This window comes from Fusobacterium varium, assembly GCA_021531615.1.
In the GTDB taxonomy this organism is placed as follows: Bacteria; Fusobacteriota; Fusobacteriia; order Fusobacteriales; family Fusobacteriaceae; genus Fusobacterium_A; species Fusobacterium_A varium_C.
This window is the reverse complement of the sequence record JADYUE010000024.1, coordinates 15,212-35,545: the sequence shown is the minus strand read 5'-3', so window position 1 is coordinate 35,545 and position 20,334 is coordinate 15,212. Positions and strand designations below refer to the sequence as shown.

Here is a 20,334-nt window from a genome sequence, read left to right as displayed (position 1 = left end):
TTTTTTTACAAAAAAGTAAAAAAGGTGTTAATACATTTTAAGTACCAACACCAAAAATTATACACCCTTATTTTTTCTTTTCTGATATTTTTTTATTATATTTTTTATATATTTTTTATATATTAAAATATATTTTTATTTTGTTTTAAAATGATATTTTATATTTTTTTGGGATTATGTTCTATTTTTATGTTTAACCGAACTAAAATAATATATTTTTTACGAAAAAAATCTATTTTTAGTTTTTAAATCTCTTTTTTGAAAACCCTACTATGATAGACAATATATATTTTTTGTATTATTAATATTATTTTAATTAATTATGACTCCTATTGACTATTTAAAAATATAGAGTATCATTAATATTAATAGGGTATCATGACAAAAGGATCATAGGAGGTTCAAAAATGGAAATGAAAGTAGGTATGGCTGAAACACTTGCTATATCAGTAGTGTTACTAATGTTAGGAAGATGGATTAAAAGTAAATCCCCAGTTTTACAAAAATTCTTTATTCCTGCACCAGTAGTAAGTGGATTAATTTTTTCTATCTTTATTCTTATAGGACGTCAAACAGGAGCTTTCTCTATTGCATTTGATTTGACTCTTCAAAATTTCTTGATGATTGCATTCTTTACCACTGTTGGATTTATGGCAAGTCTTAAACTTCTTGCTCAAGGGGGAATTGGAGTTGCTATATTTTTAGCTGTTGCTACTGTATTAGTTATTTGTCAAGATATTATTGGAGTTGGATTGGCACAAGTTATGGGACAACATCCTCTATTTGGACTTGTAGTTGGATCTGTACCTCTTACTGGAGGACATGGAACTGCTGGAGCATTTGGTAAAACTATTGTTGACTTAGGTGTTCCTGGAGCTGATACAGCTGGTATTGCTGCTGCTACATTCGGACTAGTTATGGGATGTTTAATAGGTGGACCAGTTGCTAGAAGACTTATGATAAAACATAATTTAAAATGTGAAGAAAGCGAAGTTGAAACTCATGAACTTAACAAAGAAGATTCAGCTATTACTGAGGATAAAATCTTATATGCTATAGTTGCTATATCTGTAGCTATGGGAATTGGAGCATTCATTCCACCATTTGTAAAAGCACATACTCAATGGTTAATGAAAGGTGGATTATCTCTTCCTGCATATATTGGACCAATGTTAGTTGCTGCACTTATGAGAAATATTTGTGACTCAATGAAAAAACCTCTTCCAATGAAAGAGATTGATGTTGTTGGTAATATTTCACTTTCTATATTCTTATCAATGGCACTTATGACAATGAAACTTTGGGAACTTACAGCACTTGCTATTCCTATGATCGTTATACTTGCTATTCAAACAGTATTTGTAATGCTTTATACATACTTTGTAACATACAATGTTATGAGACTTCCATTTATTGCTACAAAATATGACGCTGCTGTTATGGCTGCTGGACACTGTGGATTTGGATTAGGAGCTACTCCTACTGCAATTGCAAACATGGAAGCATTTACTTCTGTAAATGGATTCTCAACAAAAGCATTCTTTATAGTACCTCTAGTTGGAGCACTATTTATTGACTTTACAAATGCTGCTGTAATTACAATATTTATTAATATGTTCTCTTAATATTAAAAATAGCTACATAAATTAAATACTTGATTGGGGGGAATTAAATTATGAACAATAATTTTAACATTGGAGTATTTGATTCTGGTGTTGGGGGAACAACTGTTTTAAAGGAAATTATCAATGCTTTACCTAATGAAAATATTCTTTACTATGGAGATAATGGAAATGCTCCATATGGAGAAAGAACATTAGAAGATATACAAAGATTATGTCTAAAAATTATGGAATTTTTTAAAGTTAATAATTGTAAAGCTGTGGTTATAGCTTGTAATACAGCTACTGCTGCTTCATTAGAGATAATCAATGAAAGATACAATATTCCTGTTATAGGGGTTATAAATCCAGGAGCTAAATCAGCTATTAATGCAAGCAAAAGTAAAAATATCGGAGTTTTATCTACTCCTTTTACTGCTAAATCAAATGCTTATGCTAATGCTATTAAAAAATTAGATAATGGTATTACAGTATATCAAGAGGGTTGCTCTGAATTATGTCCTATGGTAGAAAATTCTTGGGAAACATATGAAAATAGAGAAGAGATTTTAAGAAATCATATAGCAGCTTTCCCTGAAACTGTGGATACTGTAGTATTAGGATGTACTCATTATCCTCTTATTAGAGAAGATATAGCTAAGTTATTTACTAAAACAATTGTAGATCCAGCAAAGGAAACTGCTATTGAGTTACAGAAAACTTTAGAAAAACTTAATCTTCTTAATCCATCAACTGAAAAAGGAAAAATTGATTTCTTTGTAAGTGGTGAGATTGAAAAATTTAAAAAAGTTGCTGAAAAATTTTTAGGGTTTAAAATAGATAATATTTATCAAGTAGAAAAGTAGTATTTAAAGAGCCGAGAAAAATCTCGGCTCTTTTATAGTTAATCTTTCTTTATTTTTTCTATTGTAAATCCTGTAAATCCATAAATTACAGATAGTATTGGGGAAATAAGATTAAAGAAACAATATGGTACATAAACCCATGGTCCTACCCCTAAAGCACTCATCATGAATGCTCCACAAGTGTTCCAAGGTACAAGTGGTGATGACATTGTTCCTGAATCCTCTAAAGCTCTTGATAAGTTTTTAGCAGCTAATCCTCTCTCTTCATAACTTTCCTTAAACATTCTTCCAGGTATAACTATTGAAAGATATTGATCTCCAGCTACATTATTAACAAATATAGGTGTAAGTATAGTAGCTAAAATCAACTTTCCATCAGTGTTAGCAAATTTCAAAATCTCTTGAGCTATTCTTCCTAACATTCCTGATTTTTCCATAATTCCACCAAAAGTCATAGCACACAATATTAGTGAAACTGTCCACATCATTGAGTTCAATCCACCTCTTGTTAATAGCTCATCTACCATTGGCATCCCTGTATTACCTACATAACCATAATGTAGTGAATAAAGAGCCTCTTTTAAACTAGCTCCTTGTGCAAAAACTGCTGTTATTGCCCCTATTAATGATCCTATAAACAATCCTGGTATTGCTGGAACTTTCATTATTACCATCCCTATTACAAAAACAGGAATTATTAATAAAAATGGATTTATATTAAAAGCCTTAGCTAAAGTATCTAGTATTTCATTTATCTGTGCAGTATCAACCTCTCCCCCTGATGTTTTTTTCAAACCTAAAATTACAAAAGAAATAAGGGTAATTGTATAAGCTGGTACTGTAGTATATAGCATATGTTTTATATGTTCAAACAGATTCGAGCCTGCCATAGCTGGTGCTAATGTTGTTGTATCAGACATTGGGGACAGTTTATCTCCAAAATATGCTCCTGATATAATAGCCCCTGCTATTATTGGTCTAGGAAGTCCTAATCCCTCTCCTATTCCTACCAATGCAATTCCTACCGTGGATGCAGTACTCCACGAACTTCCTGTAGCTATAGATACTATTGAACATATAACCACAGTAACTGGTAAAAATACAGTTGGGTGTATTATCTTTAGTCCATAATATATCATTGTTGGAACTACTCCTGATAAAATCCAACTTCCAATAACCATTCCAATTATCATTAGAATTAATATAGCTCTCATAGACATCTTTATCGTATCTACGACACCGTCTTCCAATTCATTCCAAGTTGCACAACCAGAAACTTTTGCTACAAATGCTGCAAAAATAGCTGAGATAAAAATTGGAATATGCACATCAAGTTTTGCAACTTGAACAGAATAATAAAGTGTTACTACCAAGAAAACTACTGGTAGCAGTGCATAAAAAAGTGTTACCTGTTTCTTTTTCATTTCTCTTCTATCAACTCCCTTTGTTTTTAATTTATATCAAACATTAATATACGTTATATGGTTATAAATGTCAATAAAAATTTCTTTTTATTTTAGGCACTTTTTTCCATCAAATTATGATCTTTTTTTCTATCTTCCATATATGTGTCTTTCATGCTTTCAATCAGCTCTTCATATTGATCCTCATTTAATTTTAAGTTCTCTATTAACAAAGATACTCCATTCTTTTTAGAATAATTAAATTCTGTTGCATAAAAACTTACTGTAATTTCATTTTCAATCTCACCTATTGCAATATAGAAATCTGACTCCTCCTTAGTTTTACACGAAAATAGATATTTTAATGATTCAAATCTATATTTTTCTAATTGAACTTTTAACCACTCTATATCTCCAGCAAATCTATAATAAAAACACATTTTATCATCTATATCAAAATTATTCTCATGCTGCTGAAATTTATACAGTATTCTCCCTCCTACAATAATAGCTATTACAATTATAAGTACTATATTGATTTCCATTGTCTTTTCTCCTTTATAAATATATATGTTCTAAAAAATTATTATAACATTCCTAAATATTTTTTCAAGATAAATTTTTATATTTAATTTTTTTCTCTACTAAACTATAATTTATCTAACTAAGCTCAATTATCTAGCATATCGCTAGTTTTTGACAAAGTACCTTTGCATTAGCGATTATTAGTCAAGTTAAGTTATCTCTATTTCTTTTAAATATCAGCTAAATTCCATGTCAAAGAATAAAGAGAGAGTAAAACTCATCTGACTAAAATTCCGAAACTCGACTTCGTCTCAAACACGTCGGAATTTTTAGCGTCAGATTTCGTAACTCTCTCTAATATTCTTATCCAAATTACATTTAGCTGATATTAGGAATAATATATTTTTACTTTAATTATTAAAATGGTAAATTATAATTTTGGAATAGAAAAAGTGACTGCTATTAACAGTCACTCTATCTAAAATAATTGTTTTATTTTTAAGATTTGTGAGTTGGACATTTGCCAGAAGCTTTACAACTTCCACAGCTACAACTACATCCACCCTCTTTAGCTGTCAACATTCTATACACACTTCTTAAAGCAAAGAATGCTATAACTGCTACTATCGCTATTAAAATAATTGTTTTCATACTATCATCTCCTTCAAATAGAAAACAAAACAATCCTTACTTAAAAGAACAATTTTCCAATTTGGAATACTAAAGTAGATGCTACATATGGTACTACTAGCATTATACTTACTACAAATCCTAAATATCTCCATCCAAATTCATGTTTTATAGCTCCTAATGTTGCAACACATGGCACTACTAATAGTATAAATACCATAAATGAATATGCTCTCAATGGTGCTAAATCATCATTTGGCCATAGATTAGCTGTAGCCTGTACTATTCCTCTTCCCTCTTCTTCAATCTCCTCTGCATCTGGAGTAGTAAATAATCCCTCTACATCAAGACTTAACATTCCTACTACTGAATCTTTTACAGCTCCTCCAAATCCTTTTACTTGTTCCATTAAATCTTCACCAAAAGTAGTTTCTGCTACTTCCTCTTCTGCCTCAGCCTCTTCAGCTAATGGAAGAGCTTGAGCTAAGAATCCTACAACTACCTCTTTAGCTGCTATACTTGGTGGAATTGCTGCTACAGTTTCCCATCTATCTCCAAATCCTGTTGGTTTCATAATAGGTGCAAATGTATGCCCAAATTTAGCTATATATGATGAGTTTGAATCTCCATTATTAGGGAAATATGTAAGAGCCCATAATATCATCATTATTCCTAAAATTACAGTTCCTGCTCTCTTAATATAATCAAATACTCTTAACCAAGTTGAGTTTAAAATTACTTTTAAACTTGGGATTCTATATGGCGGTAACTCTATTAATAAAGCTTTATTTTCAGATTTAAATCCTTTTATATTTTTTAATCCAAGTCCTACTAATATAGCTACAACTATTCCAAATATATATATTGAAACAACTACTAATCCAGCTTTAGCTCCAAAGAATGCTGCTGTAAATAATCCATACACTGGTAATCTAGCTCCACATGACATAAATGGAGACATAGCTGCTGTTAATTTTCTTGAGCTTTCATCTTCTAATGTTCTTGTTGCATAGATAGCTGGAACTGTACATCCAAATCCAACTACCATTGGAACAAACGATTTACCATTAAGTCCCAATTTTCTCATTATCTTATCCATTAAAAATGCTACCCTAGACATATATCCACTTTCTTCTAAAATAGCTAAGAAGAAATATAGGAATACCATAACAGGGACGAAAGTAAGAACTCCTCCTACTCCTCCTACTATTCCATCTATTATCAATGAACTTAACCAATCTGGAGTTCCCTCTACAAGCATACCTACATATTTACCTACAAAATCAGCAAAGAACCCATCTACCCAATCTATAAATGGAGCACTTCCATTAAATACAAATGCCATTACCCCTGCCATTATTAAGAAGAATAGTGGTAATCCTAGAACTCTATTTAAAAGAATCTTATCTACTTTATCTGTAAAATCTAATCTTGATTTTATTGAAGTAGTGAAAGTTCTAGCAAGAATTCCATTTACTGTTCCATATCTTCCCTCTGCAAGTATTGTTTCACTATCATTATCATATTTATTTTCTAATTTTTCAATCTCTTCATTAAATAGATTTGTAACATCTACTCCATACTTGTTTTTTATCTTTTCAATTATGTGACTATCTCTCTCTAAAAATTTAATTGCTAAAAACTCTTTAGAGTACTCTTTAGTTGCTGGTAAAAGTTTTTCATTAGTTAAAATCTTGTATTCTACCTCATGTATTATAGATAAAATATTTTTATCAAAAGGTAGTGAATATTTTTTACCCTTCTCTTTGTTTTTAGACATAGTTATAATTGAGTCTAAAAGTTCTTCTATTCCAGTTCCCTTTAATGCTGATACTGGGATTGCTGGAATCTCAATCATATCTTGAAACTCTTTCATATTTAATTTATATTTTAATTTTGCAAATTCATCATAAAAGTTTAGTGCCATTATCATTGGCTTTTCTAACTCTTTTAATAGGAATGTAAGATATAGATTTCTCTCAAGGTTTGTAGAGTCTATAACATTTACTACAACATCTGGATTTTCTTCTAAGATAAAATCTCTAGTTATCTTTTCCTCTAAAGTATATGGACTAAGACTGTATACCCCTGGCAGATCCACTAATTTTATCTCTTCACCTTTGTGAATAAAAACTGCCTCTTTCTTTTCAACTGTTACCCCAGGCCAGTTTCCAACTTTTAATTTTGATCCTGCAATTGCATTAATTAAAGCAGATTTTCCAACATTTGGGTTCCCTGCAAATGCTATTTTTATCATTTCTCTTTCTCCCTACCCTTCTATTTTCTCAACTTCAATATTTTTAGCATCTTCTTTTCTTATTGCTATTCCTGTAGCTTTTACTATATACTCTTGTGGATCTCCTAAAGGTGCATTTCTCTCTAATTTAATAATCTCTCCAGCAGTTACTCCCATATCTACCAATCTTTTTTTCAGTTCCCCTATTCTCCCAATTTTAACTATTTTTGCTCTCTCTCCATTCTTTAAATCACATAGTTTCATATGTTATACCTCCATACAATTAAAAAGACATATCTTTTGCTTTTCAAAATATAATTTCCAAATAATAGCAGCCAAAAGGCTGCTTAGTACAAATATATTAATTTTTATATATCAACTATTATCTTAGATGCCAAACCAAAATTCAAAGCATACTTACAGTTGTTCATCTTAACAACAACTCCACCATTTCCATCTTTTAATACACAAAGCTTTTTACCTATACAAAAGCCCTTTTCCAACAATTGCCCCTTACAACAACCTGTTCCTCTTATATCTTTTATAGTAACTTCTTTATTTAGTTCTGCAAAAGCTAATGGTAACATTTTGGCACCTCCTTATCTTTTATACAATCATTATATTCAATAAATATAAATTTGTCAATAGAAAAGGTTTGAAGTTTAAAATATATCTATAATAAATTTTTATAAATGCTCATTTATTCAATAATATTAATATAATCAAAAAAGACTAAAAATAGATTTTTCTACTCTTAGTCTCTGCAATATTAATCTTTATATAACTCTAATATCTCAAGATACTCAGCTCTTATCTCTTCACGAAGTTTTTTAGGCTCTAATATCTCTGCCTCTTTAGAAAATTGTCTAAAATAGATTTTGGCATTTTCATTAGCTACTTCAAAGAAATAGATATGTCCCTCTTTTTTTAACAACTTTGGACGATAGTTAGTAAAACTTTTCAAAAGACTCTCTCCCTCTTCTGTAAGTCTAACTTTAACTATATTTCCATTACCAAAAAATGGGTCAAAATTCTTACGCATATTTTCAATAAATTTCTTATCCTTACCTTTTATCTTTTCATCAAGGATAGAAATTATCTCAAGCTCTTTCAATTTAAAGTTAGCATAGTTTTTCTTCTCCTCATCATAACAGAAAAGAAAGTTTTCATCCCCTCTCTCCTCTCTTTTTATAAAATAAGGTTCAACATTAAAAACTCTGCTCAGATATTTTATTTTTATCTTCTTTTTCTCTTTTATTCCCTCTAAAATCATCTTCACTCTATCTTCAAAAATAAAAAGTTCTCTCTGATATTTAAATTTTGAAGTATACAGCTCAAATAACTCTCTAAAATACTCTGCTTCTACATCTACCTCATTAGCCTTTAAAACATCATAATATATCTCTCTATTAGAAACATTCAAATCAAATTGTATAATCTTTTTTACTGGTCTCCCTTGAGTTTCCAACAATTTTTCTGCATCCATTTTTTTATTATATTTAAATCTTTCAAGGATATAGTTGCAAAGTTTATTATTATTTATTCCAAATTCTTCAACATCATTTTTCATAAGACGCCAAATATCTTCTGGTACTGTCACTCTAATCTTTTTCATGTCCCTTTGCTCCCCTTTGCAAAACAGTATGTTTTTATATTATAACACAAAGGAGTAAAGAACTAAACTATTATTTTATTATGCAGAGAATAACTCACTATCTTTTATTTTTATCTCCTCTCTATTAAATACTTTTAAAAGTTTTTCTGGTGTAAGCTCTCTTTTCTCCTCTCCCTTTACATCTAATAAGATCTCTCCATTATGTAACATTATCAATCTATTTCCATAATTTATAGCATCTTGAAGGTTATGAGTTATCATAAGAGTTGAAATTCTATTTTTTTCTACAATCTCTCTAGTCTTATTCATAATTATCTTAGATGTTTTAGGATCTAAAGCTGCTGTATGTTCATCTAATAGTAGTACTTTTGGTTTATTTAAAGTAGCCATTATTAAAGCTAAACATTGTCTTTGCCCTCCAGAAAGAGATTTTACCTCAGTATCCATTTGATTTTCTATTCCTAAACCTAGTTCTTTTAAAAGAGATCTGTAATACTCTTTTCTTTTTTTATTTAATCCTAGAGAGAAACCAAAAGTTTTACCCTTATTATCTGCCATAGAAAGATTTTCAAATACTGTCATTGAAGGAGCTGTTCCCACTGAAGGATTTTGATATACTTTAGATATAAAGCTCCCTCTCTTATGTTTTGGCATATCTGTAATATCCTTCCCATCAATATTTATTTTTCCACTATCTGGGGTTATATTACCTGTTATTGTATCAAGAAGAGTTGATTTTCCAGCTCCATTACTTCCAATTATAGAGATAAAATCTCCCTGTTCTATATTTAAGTTTAATCCATTAAAAACGTTTTTTACCTCTCCTAATTCATTTTCAAAGCTCTTTGTTATATTATCTATTCTAAGCATATTTTTTTCCTCCTCTTCCTAATAAACTTTTCTTCTGTTTTAAGAATATAATTCCAACAACTAAAATTGATGTAATAAGTTTCAAATCACTTGCATTCATACCTAATTTTAAAGACATTGCAATTATTGTTCTATAAATAATAGTTCCTAAAATAACTGTTATTGACATACTGATAAATGATCTTTTCTTAAATATTGCCTCTCCTATTATTATTGAAGCTAACCCAGTAATAATAGTTCCTGTTCCCATTCCAACATCGGCAAACCCTTGATATTGTGCTAATATAGCTCCTGATAGTGCTACAAAGCTATTTGCTATCATCAATCCATATATTTTCAATTTTTTTTCATCTATTCCTAGAGATATTACTAAAGTCTCATTATCTCCTAAAGCTTTTAATGCAAAACCAAACTTTGTTTTTAAAAGATAGTCAATTGTTATTTTAGCTAGGATAAGAAGAATAACTAAAGTAACTATTGGGATCATGTTTCCATTGAACAGATGTTTTACTGAAAATAGTGGTATATTTGATTTTCCCATAATTCTTAAATTTACACTATATAATCCAGTCATTACAATGATTCCTGCTAATAGATTTGTAACTTTTAATTTAACGTGAATCATTCCTGTAATTAGTCCTGCTAGAGCCCCACATATAGTTGCTACTACTAAAGCTAATATTGGGTTTCCCCCTTTTATCAATATTGCTGAAGCTACTGCTCCTCCCAATGGAAAGCTACCATCTACAGTCATATCTGGAAAATCTAATATCTTATATGATAAATATACTCCTAATACCATTATTGCAAATATAAAACTCTGTTCTAATGTTCCTAATAACATATCCCTCTCCTCATTTCTTCTCTATTAATATACCTTTGCATCCTTTAAGATTTCATTTGACATATTAATATTATATTTTTCTGCTGCTTTTTTATTTATAATCAATGTTGTTTCTTTTAAAGTTTCAATTGCTATTGAATTTGGTTTCTCTCCATTTAAAACTCTTATAGCAATCTCTCCTGTTTGATATCCAAGTTTTTCATAATCTATTCCTTGTGTTACTAATGCCCCTTGAGCAACTTGATCTTCAACTGATCCTATAACTGGTTTTCCTGCTTTGTTAGCTTTCTCAAGAACTAACGGTGTTGCTGATACAACTAAATTATCTGTTGGAGTGTATAATATATCAACCTTTGGTAGAAGTGTATCAAGCCCTATTGCCATATCTGTAACATTTGTAATTCCTGCTTCTACAACTTCTAATCCTAATTTTTTACCTTCCTCTTTCACTTGTTCCACTTGTATTTGAGAGTTTTGTTCACTTGTATTATAGATAACTCCAACTTTTTTTATTTGTGGAAGAAGTTTTTTAGCCACTTCCAATTGTTTATATATTGGAGCTGCATCACTTGTTCCTGTGATATTCTCTCCTACAAGCCCTGAACTCTTTGCATCTGTTACAGCTGTTATAATAATTGGTATCTCTTTAGTTGCATTGTATGCTGCTTGAGCACTTGGTGTTGATATTGCTAGTATAAGATCTTTATTATCATTTTTAAAAGAGTTTGCTATTATCTGTGCTGTTCCAAAATCTCCTTGTGCATTTTGATACTCTATATTTTTCTCACCATATCCCTCTTTTTCCAATGCCTTTATAAAGCCTTTTCTAGCTGAATCTAAAGATTGATGCTCCATAATTTGAGTAACTCCAATTTTTATATCTGATTTCTCTTTCCCAAAAGCTATCATTGATATCCCTAATAATAGTAGTAACATTTTTTTCATATTGAATCACTTCCTTATAACCTTCTTTATTTAATAGGAATGATACCACCATTTTTATTAATCTACTAGATAACAATTAAATTATTTATTTGTTCCACATTATAGTTACAATCTCACTATTTTCCCTATATTTTTCCAAACTCTAATTTTAAAATTTGTTCGTATTACTCTACGATAATTTTAAAATTTTTTGCAACTTCTTTATTTACATATCTTTCAGACTCCCTTACAACCTCAAATTTCATATTCTTTATATCCTCTCCTTTTAAATATCTCACTATCATCTCCCCAGTTTGATACCCTACTTTATAATCTGAGATCCCCTCTGATGCCAATGCTCCTTGATCTACATAACTCTTTGTAGCTCCTATTACAGGTTTATTAGCTTTTTTAGATTTGTCTATTATCAATGGATAAGTAGAAGCTATCGTATTATCTATTGTTGTGTATAAAACATCTATTTCAGGTAAGATTGTATCTAAAGCTGAAGCTATCTCATTTACATTTGTTATCCCTTTAATTACTACCTCATACCCATTTTTCTCAGCCTCTTTTTTAAATTCATCTGTTAAATAAAAAGAGTTTTGTTCACTTGTATTATAAACTATACCTATCTTTTTAGTCTCTGGTAAAACCTCTTTTATTAACTTTACTTGTTTATCTACTGGAGATCTATCACTTACCCCTGTTACATTTTCTAATAATACTCCTGCACTTTCAGGATTTGTTATAGCACCAAAAAAGATTGGTTTATCTTTTATATTATTAACAACTGCTTGAGCACTTGGTGTTGAAATTGCCACTACTATATCACTTGTATTTTTAAACTCTTGAGCTATTATCTGTGCTGTTCCAAAATCCCCCTGTGCATTTTTATAGTTTATCTCAATTTTATCCTCTCCATAACCATTAGCTTTTAAACTATCTATCACCCCTTGACGTACATCATCTAATGATTGATGTTCTACAATTTGAGTTACACCTATTTTTATTCTATCCTCTTTTTCTTTTCCACAAGCTATACAAAGAACCATTAACATAAATAATAAAATCTTTTTCATTTTTCCCTCCTAAAAATAAAAAGCCCTATCCTAAAATATAAGACAGGGCTTAATTAATAATTTATAAAAATAAAACCTGCTCTTTCGAACAGGTTTTTTAACAATATTATTTAACGAACTTAAATAAATTATCTATTTATAAATGAACATCTATGACAAAACCTGATTCACCTGTCTATTATTAAGTTTGTGTAATCTGTTTTGCCACCACCAAGTAAATCTAATTGTCATTTGTGTTCACCTCCATTTTTTTCTTTATTCTTGATACAAAGATACTACTTTTTTTTCTACTTGTCAATAGTTTTATTGATTTAAAGTTATTCTTGTTCCATCAGATAACTCTATAATTTGAGTTCTTCCATCAGAATAAACAACTTTTCCACTTCTTTGATTTGAATAATTTCCATTATTATAATTACTATTTCTTCCACTATAATTATTTGCAGTTGCTGTTTGAAGTCTTGCAGGAACTCCAGAATTTCCATATTTATAGTGAGCATTTTGAGCTACTGCTTGTCTCTCATAATCTCTTCTAATTTGTGTATCCAATTTATCTAAATCTCTTTGATGTTTAAGTTCGCTATCTTGGTAACTACTGTTTAAAAGTAAAGCTGACCCTCCTACAATAGCAGCTCTTACTCCACCATCAAGATCTCCCCACCAACTTGCATTAGCAACAACTGACAATATTAATAATCCCACTGCTACTATCTTTTTCATGATTTTACCTCCAATTTATAAAAAAATTATTATTTTCATCACTGACTATATGGTCAATATTATTTTAACATATTTTTTTATAAATTTCAAAAACTTTTTAATCTTTAAAAATCTCCATTACCCTATCTAAAATTCCATTTAATTTTGCTATTGCCATTCCAAAATTTGTTATCTCTACCTTTGAAGAGTTAGCTTTCTCTATTCTACTCATAGTCTCACTTCTATTTAGCATACAAGAACCACAATGAATTACTAAAGAGTACTCCTCTAAATTTTTAGGGTAGTCTTTTCCAGAACAATTTTCAATTATCAATCCTGGAACTCTCTTTTTCAATAAAAGAGGTATCTTTTCTCTAGCAATATCCCCTTTTAATTGATGGTGAGTACAAGCTTCAGCTATTAAAACCTTATCTCCATCTTTTAACTCATCAATTTTCTTTGCTCCTTCGTAAAGTTTAATCAGATCTCCCTTAGCTCTTGCCATAATAATTGAAAAAGAGGTTAAAGGAATTTCTGAATTTAACACTTGATCTACCTGTTTAAAAACTTGTGAATCTGTAATTACTAAATCTGGTTTAAATATCTTCAATGCCTCTTGCAAATTCTCTAAAGTTACCATTGTAGGTATTCCACCAAAGTCAAGTATATCTCTTAACACTTGTACTTGTGGCAGTATCAATCTACCTTTTGGAGCTTGTATATCTTGTGGAGCTACTAAAAGAATCTTATCCCCTCTTTTAATCTTATCTCCTATCAATATATCTTCCATAAAAGATTTTGGAGTTTTCTCAATAATTTCCTTTTTTAAATTATCTATATTCTCTTTTTTCTCTGCACTTACTTGTATACTTTTTAAATTTAGCTCTTTTTCTATTGAAGTTATTTTTCTTTCAAACTCTTCTTTATTTTCTATTAAATCAGTTTTATTAACAACAAAAACAATAGGTTTCTTTCTATTTTGAATTTTCTCTACCCATTTTTTTTCTAAAGAGATATCTCCATTTAAAATATTTTCACTAGAGATTACTAAAATTGCTAAATCTAATTTATCCAATATCTCTTCTGTTTTTTCTATTCTTAATGCTCCTAAACTACTTTCATCGTCAATCCCTGCTGTATCTATAAACACTACTGGTCCTATTGGAAGTAACTCCATAGCCTTGTATACTGGATCTGTTGTTGTTCCTTTTACATCTGAAACTAAAGCTATATTTTGTCCAGTAACACTATTTATTAAACTTGATTTTCCTGCATTTGTCTTTCCAAAAATTCCTATATGAACTCTATTACTTCTAGGTGTACTATTCATTGTTCCTCCTAATCTATACTTCACGTCTTCCAGATAGTGCTTTTGATATTGTTGCTGTATCTGCAAACTCTATATTTCCACCAATTGGAATTCCACTTGCTATCTTTGTTATCTTTATATTGAAAGGCTTTAATAACTTAGTTAGATAAAGAGCTGTTGTTTCTCCTTCTAAATCTGGGTTTAAAGCTAATATAACCTCTTTAATATCATCTCTTGCCACTCTTTCTAAAAGAGATTTAATATTCAATCTATCTGGAGTAATTCCATTAAGTGGAGCTATTTTTCCATTTAAAACATGGTATGTTCCATTGTAACTATCTGTTTTTTCAAAGGATATAATATCTCTACTATCCTCTACAACACAGATTATACTCTTATCTCTCATCTCATCAGAACAGATACTGCACATATCAGTTTCACAAAAATCCCCACATACTGGACATCTCTTTATACTTTTCTTTACATCTCTCATAGCTTCCACAAACTTTTCAACTTGTTCTTCACTTATATCTAAAATATGAAAAGCTAATCTAGTTGCACTTTTTCTACCTATTCCAGGCAATTTGTTAAACTCATCTATCAATCTTTCTAAACTTTTAGTTGCCATTTTATCTCCTCTTACAAAAAAAGCTCCGTTAAATACGGAGCTTTTTATTCTCAATATAACAAATTATTTTTCTACTTCCTCTTTAAAAGATTTTTTTATCTCTTTTATTGATTTATTTATATCTCTTCTCTCTTTGCCTAATTCTGCATTTTTAATGATGTAATCATCTACTCTATCTTCATAGTCAGATTGCATATTATCAATTATATCCATTATCTCTTCATAAGACATTTCTGGTTTTAAATACTCTCTAAGATTTAAAAGAAGTTCCACTCTTTTTCTGTTATCTCTAATTTTTCTGTCGTTATCTTCAATCTCTCTTTTTATCTTATTTTTTCTTCTAGTTTTTCTAACTAGTTCCAATACATTATCCATAGCTTCCTCCTTATTAGGAATAGTATCTCCGTTAGTTTAGTATATAATAATTTAACTATTTTTGCAACTATCTATTATTTTGAAAGAATAAGGGCAAGTTCATAATCATCTTTTATAGAATAGTTTCTCTCTCCATCCCAAGCATAAGATATTGGATGAGTAATTAGTCTGTTATTTTCTAATCCTACCATTACTCCACCTTCATCATTTTCAAGGATTTCTATTGCCTTCGCTCCCATTCTAGTAGCTAGCATTCTATCAAATCCAGAAGGTGTACCTCCTCTTTGTACGTGTCCAAGAACTACGCTTCTTACCTCTGTAGTTATTCTCTCTTTTAAAGCTTTTTCTATATCTTGTACTTTTCCTACTCCTTCAGCAACAAGTACAATATCATGAAGTTTTCCATGTTTTCTTCTCTCTTTTATTTGAAGAGCTAGAAGTTCTATTGGGTTATCCATTTCAGGAATAAGTACTCCATCTCCTCCACCTGCAAGACAAGCTTGTAATGCAAGGTCTCCAGCATGTCTTCCCATTACTTCAACAAGAATTGTTCTTTCGTGAGATGTAGCTGTATCTCTTATTTTTGATATAGCATCAAGAATTGTATTAAGACAAGTATCAAATCCTAGTGTAAAATCTGTTCCTTTGATATCGTTGTCTATTGTTCCTGGAATACCTACTACTTTAAATCCATGTTCTTTTGCAAGAAGATCAGCTCCGTGATAAGATCCGTCTCCTCCTATTACAACTATTCCTTCTATATCTCTTTTCTTTAAGTTTTGTGCTGCTATTGCTCTAAATTTAGGATCTTTAAATTCTAAACATCTAGCTGTTAAAAGACGAGTTCCTCCTCTATCTATAATTCCAGATACAAAACGATCATCCATAGGAAAAATTTCATCATTTAGCATTCCTAAATATCCTCTTTGGATACCATAAACTTTCATACCTTTATACATTGCTACTTTAGCCGCAGCTCTGATGGCAGCGTTCATCCCTGGAGAGTCTCCTCCACTTGTTAATATTGCTATTTTTTTCATTCCTTATCGATCTCCTTTAAATATCAGTCCCTATAAAAGAACCCATTTTTCTAAATTTATTATATCTATTTTCAACAAGTTCTTCTACTGAAATTTTTTCTAATTCTGAAAATGATGATAAAATGATATTTTTTAGGTTAAGAGCTATACATTTATGATCTCTATGAGCTCCTCCTGCTGGTTCTTCCACAATTCCATCAATTACACCTAATTTATACAAACTTTGAGCTGTTATCTTCAAATTTTCTGCTGCTTCTTCAGCTCTTGAAGCATCTTTATAAAGGATTGCTGCACAACCTTCTGGAGAGATAACAGAATACACAGAGTTTTCTAACATATATATTTTATCTGAAACTCCTAGTCCTAAAGCTCCTCCACTTCCTCCTTCTCCAATAACAAAAGAGATAATAGGTACTTTTAAACCACTCATTTCCATTAGGTTTCTAGCTATTGCTTCTCCTTGTCCATGCTCTTCAGCTTCTAATCCTGGATAAGCTCCTGGTGTATCTATAAAAGTTACTATTGGAATAGAAAATCTTTCAGCCATTTTAAAAAGTCTAAGAGCTTTTCTATATCCTTCAGGATTAGCCATTCCAAAGTTTCTATATATTTTCTCCTCAGTTGTTCTTCCCTTTTGATGTCCTACAATTAAAACTTTTTTCCCATCTATTTTACAAAATCCTCCAACTATTGCTGGATCATCTTTAAACAGTCTATCACCATGTAACTCTATAAAATCAGTTGCTATATTTTCAATATAGTCTAAAGTATATGGTCTTTCTGGATGTCTTGAAACAAAAACTTTATCCCAAGAGCTTAAATTTTTGTATATCTCTTTTAATTTTTTATCTCTCTCTGCTACAAATTTAGAGATCTCTCCAGAAAGATCTATTCCTTTTTCCTCTGAAAATTTTTTCATCTCTACTATTTTATTATCTAACTCTACTATTTCCTTTTCAAATTCAAAGTTCATCTCTACCCTCCTATACAAGATTACTTAGAATAGTATACAGTGTATCTTTCATATCTTCTCTTTTAGTAATTACATCTACCATTCCACTTTTTTGCAGAAACTCACTTGTTTGAAACTCTTCAGGAAGTTTTTGCTTTATTGTTTGTTCAATTACTCTTTTTCCTGCAAATCCTATTGTTGCCTTAGGTTCACTTACTATAATATCTCCAAGCATTGCAAAAGATGCTGTTACTCCTCCAGTTGTTGGATTAACAGGTACTGCTATAAATGGAACTCCTGCTTGTCTTAATTTTTCTGCTGCTGCTGAAGTTTTAGCCATTTGCATAAGTGATAAAATTCCCTCATGCATTCTAGCCCCTCCAGAAGTTGCTACCACAATAACTGGTATTCTCTCTTCTAGCCCTCTCTCTAAAGCTCTAGTTATCTTTTCTCCTACTACAGACCCCATACTTCCACCCATAAATTTAAAATCCATAGCAGCTATACTTACTCTTATACCTTTTAAATTTCCAGTTCCAGAGATTACTCCCTCTCTCATATCACATTCATTTCTAGATTTTTTATTTTTTTCAGTATATCCTGGAAAATTAAGAGGGTTCACTGATTCTAACTCTGCATCTTCCTCTACAAATGTTCCCTCATCTATTAGAAGTGCTATTCTCTCTCTTGCTGTCATCTCAAAATAGTAATCACAATGACTACATTTTTTCAAATTATTTTCTATATCTACTTTATACAATATCTCTTGACACTTTGGACATTTCACCCATAATCCTGTAGGTTTATGATCTATTTGTTGCTCAGTATTTTGTTTTACTTCATCTTCATTGCTTTCTATTGTTAATGTTACATATTTCTTTCTACTCTTATTTAAAGAGAAATTTTTTTTATTCAAAGAAAAAAAACCCATTTTTGCCTCCTTGTTTACTTTTCCTTAATAACTAATTTTATAAGATTTTTTGAATTATTTCAATAAATATTTGCTTTTCACTTCTATATATTATAGAATAGAAATTGAAACAATCGGTTCTAATGACTTAAAAATAAGAGGTTAAGAGAAACTTAAGAATTAAAAATTACAAAAAATATTTTAAGAAAATTTATTTTTCTTTGGGAGGTTTTTATGAAAAAAACATATCTTTTTATACTAGCTTTTATTACATTACTTTTATCTAGTTGCTCAAGTCTTGATGAAACTATGTCAAATATTTCAAGTGCTTTACCTAAAAAATCACCTGAAATTCCTTTAGAATTGCAAGAACAAATCTTAACTAGAGTAAATCCTGAACAAGAAATATATGCACTTGGATCATATAAAATAAATACTAGTGGTGCTATTATAGCTCAATCTAAAGCAAATAAAGATGCGAAAGATCTTTTAAAATCAAAGATAAAAAAAGAAGTTGAAATATACTTTAACTCTTTCCTTTTAGAAATGGATAGTTACTCAAGAGGACTTACTACTCCTGTACTAAGTGACTTAAATGAATATGCCTCTGAATTAGTTTTAAAAACAGCTACTCAAAAAGGTGCATGGGAAAATGATAAAAAGGTTTATTCACTTTTTGTTGTAAATAGAGATGAGATAGCTACTCAATCTAAAAATGTTTTCTCTTCATTTTTAAGTGATATCTTTGGAAGACTTTTAAATACAAAAGAAAAATTAACTGTAGAAGGAGAATAAAATGAATATTGAAAAAGTTAATCTTTCTAACCCTTTTGAGGTTAAGGAAGTAACTGAATTTTTAGCTAAGTTTGAACTAAAATATGATCCTAATATTGATTACACAGTTGTTATTAGAGAGAATGATGAGATTATTGCCACTGCTTCAAAAGGTAAAAATATTATAAAATGTTTTGCTATTGATCCAGCTCATCAAGGTGAGGGAATCTCTGGTTCTATCTTAACAAATGTCACAAATAAGATGTTTGATCAAGGATATTTTCATAGTATGGTATTTACTAAAACTAAAAATCAAGAGATATTTAAGGGAATAGGTTATAAAGAGGTTGCTCAAACTGACAAAGTTATTCTTATGGAAATGGGAACAAATAGCATAGATAAAACAATAGATAAGATAAAAAAATCTATTGATATGGATAAGCAAAAGGCTATGATAGTTATGAACTGTAACCCATTCACTTATGGGCATCAATACCTTATAGAAAAAGCTGCTAAAGAGAACGAAGAAGTTTTAATCTTTGTTGTTGAAGAAGATAAATCTGTATTTCCTTTCAAGGTTAGATATAATTTAGTAAAAGAGGGAACTGCTCATCTAAATAATGTAAAAGTTTTAGCAGGTAGTGAATATATGATATCTTCAGCTACATTCCCTAACTACTTTCTTCGTAAAGAGGATGACTCATTAATAGAGTATACAAAACTTGATGCTACAATAGCTGGAAAACAATTTGGTAAAAAACTTAACATTAATAAAAGATATATTGGGGAAGAACCTTATTGTAAAGTTACTAAAAAATACAATGAGACTTTAATGGAAATTTTACCACAATATGGAATGGAAGTTGTTTTAGTCCCTAGAAAAGAGATAGGAGAAATCGCTATAAGTGCTTCTATTGTAAGGGAAAAAATTAAAAATGGAGAGATTGAAGAGTTAAGATCTTTAGTTCCTGAAACAACTTTTAATTTCCTTATTAGTGCTGAAGGAAAGGAGATTGAGGAAAAGTTAAAAAATAGCAACTTACCTCACTAA

22 protein-coding genes are annotated in these 20,334 nt (G+C 30.1%); 4 read left to right on the top strand and 18 right to left on the bottom strand.

Annotated features, from left to right (window positions below; translation table 11 throughout):
• Positions 1 to 407 precede the first annotated feature (407 nt).
• Both gltS and I6E31_08395 read left to right on the top strand, forming a co-directional pair.
• Complete coding sequence (gltS, locus tag I6E31_08400) at positions 408 to 1,625, top strand: sodium/glutamate symporter (protein ID MCF2639991.1); 1,218 nt, start codon at positions 408 to 410, stop codon at positions 1,623 to 1,625.
• Positions 1,626 to 1,675: 50 nt separating this feature from the next.
• Positions 1,676 to 2,467 carry a glutamate racemase gene (locus I6E31_08395; GenBank protein MCF2639990.1) on the top strand — a complete coding sequence of 264 codons (792 nt, stop codon included), beginning with the start codon at positions 1,676 to 1,678 and terminating at the stop codon, positions 2,465 to 2,467.
• A 38-nt stretch (positions 2,468 to 2,505) separates the two neighbouring features.
• On the opposite strand, the gene nhaC is transcribed toward I6E31_08395, so the two are convergent.
• The 18 genes from nhaC to I6E31_08305 form a co-directional block, all read right to left on the bottom strand.
• Positions 2,506 to 3,891 carry a Na+/H+ antiporter NhaC gene (gene nhaC / locus I6E31_08390; protein MCF2639989.1) on the bottom strand — a complete coding sequence of 462 codons (1,386 nt, stop codon included), beginning with the start codon at positions 3,889 to 3,891 and terminating at the stop codon, positions 2,506 to 2,508.
• 92 nt (positions 3,892 to 3,983) lie between these two features.
• Entirely contained in the window at positions 3,984 to 4,415 is a 432-nt protein-coding gene (locus I6E31_08385; protein ID MCF2639988.1) for a hypothetical protein, read from the bottom strand.
• 478 nt (positions 4,416 to 4,893) lie between these two features.
• Positions 4,894 to 5,046 (bottom strand): FeoB-associated Cys-rich membrane protein, encoded by a 153-nt coding sequence (locus I6E31_08380; GenBank protein ID MCF2639987.1) that lies wholly within the window; start codon positions 5,044 to 5,046, stop codon positions 4,894 to 4,896.
• A gap of 40 nt (positions 5,047 to 5,086) precedes the next feature.
• Positions 5,087 to 7,282, bottom strand: coding sequence for a ferrous iron transport protein B (gene feoB / locus I6E31_08375; protein ID MCF2639986.1), 2,196 nt, complete (start codon positions 7,280 to 7,282; stop codon positions 5,087 to 5,089).
• A 12-nt stretch (positions 7,283 to 7,294) separates the two neighbouring features.
• Positions 7,295 to 7,525, bottom strand: a complete 231-nt coding sequence (locus I6E31_08370) for a ferrous iron transport protein A (GenBank protein ID MCF2639985.1) — start codon at positions 7,523 to 7,525, stop codon at positions 7,295 to 7,297.
• A 104-nt stretch (positions 7,526 to 7,629) separates the two neighbouring features.
• Entirely contained in the window at positions 7,630 to 7,848 is a 219-nt protein-coding gene (locus I6E31_08365; protein ID MCF2639984.1) for a FeoA domain-containing protein, read from the bottom strand.
• A gap of 182 nt (positions 7,849 to 8,030) precedes the next feature.
• Positions 8,031 to 8,876, bottom strand: a complete 846-nt coding sequence (locus I6E31_08360) for a WYL domain-containing protein (GenBank protein ID MCF2639983.1) — start codon at positions 8,874 to 8,876, stop codon at positions 8,031 to 8,033.
• Positions 8,877 to 8,954: 78 nt separating this feature from the next.
• Positions 8,955 to 9,746, bottom strand: a complete 792-nt coding sequence (locus I6E31_08355) for an ABC transporter ATP-binding protein (protein MCF2639982.1) — start codon at positions 9,744 to 9,746, stop codon at positions 8,955 to 8,957.
• A complete protein-coding gene (locus I6E31_08350) occupies positions 9,739 to 10,590 on the bottom strand; it encodes an ABC transporter permease (GenBank protein ID MCF2639981.1) in 852 nt (283 codons plus the stop codon). Before I6E31_08350 ends, I6E31_08355 begins: the two co-directional genes overlap by 8 nt.
• 24 nt (positions 10,591 to 10,614) lie before the next feature.
• Positions 10,615 to 11,535, bottom strand: coding sequence for an ABC transporter substrate-binding protein (locus tag I6E31_08345; GenBank protein MCF2639980.1), 921 nt, complete (start codon positions 11,533 to 11,535; stop codon positions 10,615 to 10,617).
• Positions 11,536 to 11,699: 164 nt separating this feature from the next.
• Entirely contained in the window at positions 11,700 to 12,596 is an 897-nt protein-coding gene (locus tag I6E31_08340) for an ABC transporter substrate-binding protein (protein ID MCF2639979.1), read from the bottom strand.
• A 303-nt stretch (positions 12,597 to 12,899) separates the two neighbouring features.
• Complete coding sequence (locus I6E31_08335; protein ID MCF2639978.1) at positions 12,900 to 13,316, bottom strand: hypothetical protein; 417 nt, start codon at positions 13,314 to 13,316, stop codon at positions 12,900 to 12,902.
• Between the two features lie 97 nt (positions 13,317 to 13,413).
• Positions 13,414 to 14,625 (bottom strand): [FeFe] hydrogenase H-cluster maturation GTPase HydF, encoded by a 1,212-nt coding sequence (gene hydF, locus I6E31_08330; GenBank protein MCF2639977.1) that lies wholly within the window; start codon positions 14,623 to 14,625, stop codon positions 13,414 to 13,416.
• 13 nt (positions 14,626 to 14,638) lie between these two features.
• Positions 14,639 to 15,232, bottom strand: coding sequence for a recombination protein RecR (gene recR, locus I6E31_08325; GenBank protein ID MCF2639976.1), 594 nt, complete (start codon positions 15,230 to 15,232; stop codon positions 14,639 to 14,641).
• A gap of 63 nt (positions 15,233 to 15,295) precedes the next feature.
• Positions 15,296 to 15,607 (bottom strand): DUF496 family protein, encoded by a 312-nt coding sequence (locus I6E31_08320; protein MCF2639975.1) that lies wholly within the window; start codon positions 15,605 to 15,607, stop codon positions 15,296 to 15,298.
• A 74-nt stretch (positions 15,608 to 15,681) separates the two neighbouring features.
• On the bottom strand, positions 15,682 to 16,647 hold the full coding sequence (pfkA, locus tag I6E31_08315; protein MCF2639974.1) for a 6-phosphofructokinase: 966 nt from the start codon (positions 16,645 to 16,647) through the stop codon (positions 15,682 to 15,684).
• A 16-nt stretch (positions 16,648 to 16,663) separates the two neighbouring features.
• Positions 16,664 to 17,620 (bottom strand): acetyl-CoA carboxylase carboxyltransferase subunit alpha, encoded by a 957-nt coding sequence (locus I6E31_08310; protein MCF2639973.1) that lies wholly within the window; start codon positions 17,618 to 17,620, stop codon positions 16,664 to 16,666.
• A gap of 10 nt (positions 17,621 to 17,630) precedes the next feature.
• Positions 17,631 to 18,530 (bottom strand): acetyl-CoA carboxylase carboxyltransferase subunit beta, encoded by a 900-nt coding sequence (locus I6E31_08305; protein ID MCF2639972.1) that lies wholly within the window; start codon positions 18,528 to 18,530, stop codon positions 17,631 to 17,633.
• A gap of 213 nt (positions 18,531 to 18,743) precedes the next feature.
• On the opposite strand from I6E31_08305, the gene I6E31_08300 reads away from it, so the two are divergent.
• Both I6E31_08300 and citC read left to right on the top strand, forming a co-directional pair.
• The gene (locus tag I6E31_08300; protein ID MCF2639971.1) at positions 18,744 to 19,304 is read left to right on the top strand and encodes a hypothetical protein; all 561 of its coding nucleotides are present in this window, start codon (positions 18,744 to 18,746) and stop codon (positions 19,302 to 19,304) included.
• Position 19,305: 1 nt separating this feature from the next.
• Positions 19,306 to 20,334 (top strand): [citrate (pro-3S)-lyase] ligase, encoded by a 1,029-nt coding sequence (citC, locus tag I6E31_08295; GenBank protein ID MCF2639970.1) that lies wholly within the window; start codon positions 19,306 to 19,308, stop codon positions 20,332 to 20,334.

What these genes read in the sequence shown, in the direction of transcription:
- gltS (MCF2639991.1), top strand. Translation starts at nt 408, where the DNA reads ATGGAAATGAAAGTAGGTATGGCTGAAACACTTGCTATATCAGTAGTG.
- I6E31_08395 (MCF2639990.1), top strand. Translation starts at nt 1,676, where the DNA reads ATGAACAATAATTTTAACATTGGAGTATTTGATTCTGGTGTTGGGGGA.
- nhaC (MCF2639989.1), bottom strand. Translation starts at nt 3,891, where the DNA reads ATGAAAAAGAAACAGGTAACACTTTTTTATGCACTGCTACCAGTAGTT.
- I6E31_08385 (MCF2639988.1), bottom strand. Translation starts at nt 4,415, where the DNA reads ATGGAAATCAATATAGTACTTATAATTGTAATAGCTATTATTGTAGGA.
- I6E31_08380 (MCF2639987.1), bottom strand. Translation starts at nt 5,046, where the DNA reads ATGAAAACAATTATTTTAATAGCGATAGTAGCAGTTATAGCATTCTTT.
- feoB (MCF2639986.1), bottom strand. Translation starts at nt 7,282, where the DNA reads ATGATAAAAATAGCATTTGCAGGGAACCCAAATGTTGGAAAATCTGCT.
- I6E31_08370 (MCF2639985.1), bottom strand. Translation starts at nt 7,525, where the DNA reads ATGAAACTATGTGATTTAAAGAATGGAGAGAGAGCAAAAATAGTTAAA.
- I6E31_08365 (MCF2639984.1), bottom strand. Translation starts at nt 7,848, where the DNA reads ATGTTACCATTAGCTTTTGCAGAACTAAATAAAGAAGTTACTATAAAA.
- I6E31_08360 (MCF2639983.1), bottom strand. Translation starts at nt 8,876, where the DNA reads ATGAAAAAGATTAGAGTGACAGTACCAGAAGATATTTGGCGTCTTATG.
- I6E31_08355 (MCF2639982.1), bottom strand. Translation starts at nt 9,746, where the DNA reads ATGCTTAGAATAGATAATATAACAAAGAGCTTTGAAAATGAATTAGGA.
- I6E31_08350 (MCF2639981.1), bottom strand. Translation starts at nt 10,590, where the DNA reads ATGTTATTAGGAACATTAGAACAGAGTTTTATATTTGCAATAATGGTA.
- I6E31_08345 (MCF2639980.1), bottom strand. Translation starts at nt 11,535, where the DNA reads ATGAAAAAAATGTTACTACTATTATTAGGGATATCAATGATAGCTTTT.
- I6E31_08340 (MCF2639979.1), bottom strand. Translation starts at nt 12,596, where the DNA reads ATGAAAAAGATTTTATTATTTATGTTAATGGTTCTTTGTATAGCTTGT.
- I6E31_08335 (MCF2639978.1), bottom strand. Translation starts at nt 13,316, where the DNA reads ATGAAAAAGATAGTAGCAGTGGGATTATTAATATTGTCAGTTGTTGCT.
- hydF (MCF2639977.1), bottom strand. Translation starts at nt 14,625, where the DNA reads ATGAATAGTACACCTAGAAGTAATAGAGTTCATATAGGAATTTTTGGA.
- recR (MCF2639976.1), bottom strand. Translation starts at nt 15,232, where the DNA reads ATGGCAACTAAAAGTTTAGAAAGATTGATAGATGAGTTTAACAAATTG.
- I6E31_08320 (MCF2639975.1), bottom strand. Translation starts at nt 15,607, where the DNA reads ATGGATAATGTATTGGAACTAGTTAGAAAAACTAGAAGAAAAAATAAG.
- pfkA (MCF2639974.1), bottom strand. Translation starts at nt 16,647, where the DNA reads ATGAAAAAAATAGCAATATTAACAAGTGGAGGAGACTCTCCAGGGATG.
- I6E31_08310 (MCF2639973.1), bottom strand. Translation starts at nt 17,620, where the DNA reads ATGAACTTTGAATTTGAAAAGGAAATAGTAGAGTTAGATAATAAAATA.
- I6E31_08305 (MCF2639972.1), bottom strand. Translation starts at nt 18,530, where the DNA reads ATGGGTTTTTTTTCTTTGAATAAAAAAAATTTCTCTTTAAATAAGAGT.
- I6E31_08300 (MCF2639971.1), top strand. Translation starts at nt 18,744, where the DNA reads ATGAAAAAAACATATCTTTTTATACTAGCTTTTATTACATTACTTTTA.
- citC (MCF2639970.1), top strand. Translation starts at nt 19,306, where the DNA reads ATGAATATTGAAAAAGTTAATCTTTCTAACCCTTTTGAGGTTAAGGAA.